This window comes from Crystallibacter degradans, from assembly GCF_012952295.1.
Taxonomy (GTDB): domain Bacteria; phylum Actinomycetota; class Actinomycetes; order Actinomycetales; family Micrococcaceae; genus Crystallibacter; species Crystallibacter degradans.
Genome location: NZ_JABBCH010000071.1, coordinates 1 through 889 on the forward strand (window position 1 = coordinate 1; position 889 = coordinate 889).

Annotated in this window: 1 protein-coding gene; it reads left to right on the forward strand. The window is 66.4% G+C overall.

Going from position 1 to position 889, the window contains the following annotated elements:
• Positions 1-889: phosphoketolase family protein (locus HGO92_RS23150; protein ID WP_502305997.1), on the forward strand; the 889-nt coding region annotated here is incomplete at both ends.

Consider the following 889-nt stretch of genomic DNA (forward strand, 5'->3'; position numbering starts at 1 on the left):
TCCAGGAGATCCGCCGCCGCGCCCGCGACGACGGCCGGAGCGAACGGCCCCGCTGGCCGATGATCGTGCTCCGTTCCCCCAAGGGGTGGACGGGCCCGGCCGAAGTGGACGGGCAGAAGGTCGAAGGCTCCTGGCGCTCCCACCAGGTGCCCTTCAGCGCCGCACGGGAAAACGAGAGCCACCGGCAGGTCCTGGAGGAGTGGCTGCGCAGCTACCACCCGGAGGAACTTTTCGACGACTCCGGTGCCCCTGTTGAAGCCATCCGTACCCTGCACCCTTCAGGGCGGCGCCGGATGAGCGCCAACCCGCACGCCAACGGCGGCGTCCTGCTGCGGGACCTGCGGATGCCCGACTTCCGCGACTATGCCGTGCCGGTAAACGAACCCGGCACCGGCGCCGTGGAAGCCACCCGGGTGCTCGGGCAGATGCTGCGCGATGTCATGGCGGCGAACCTGGAGAACTTCCGGGTCTTCGCCCCGGATGAGAACAACTCGAACCGCCTCACTGCCGTCCTGGAAGCGACTGACCGCGCCTGGAACGCACGGACCGTCCCCGAAGATGACCATCTGGCCCGTGACGGGCGGGTAATGGAAATCCTGTCAGAGCACACCTGCCAGGGCTGGCTGGAAGGCTACCTGCTCACCGGCCGGCACGGATTCTTCTCCTGCTACGAGGCCTTCATTCACATCGTTGACTCCATGTTCAACCAACACGCCAAGTGGCTGGACACCACCAACGGGATCCCCTGGCGGCGGCCGGTCGCCTCCCTGAACTACCTGTTGACCTCCCACGTCTGGCGGCAGGACCACAACGGTTTCTCCCACCAGGACCCGGGCTTCATCGACCATGTGATCAACAAGAAGTCCGACGTCATCCGGGTCTACCTGCC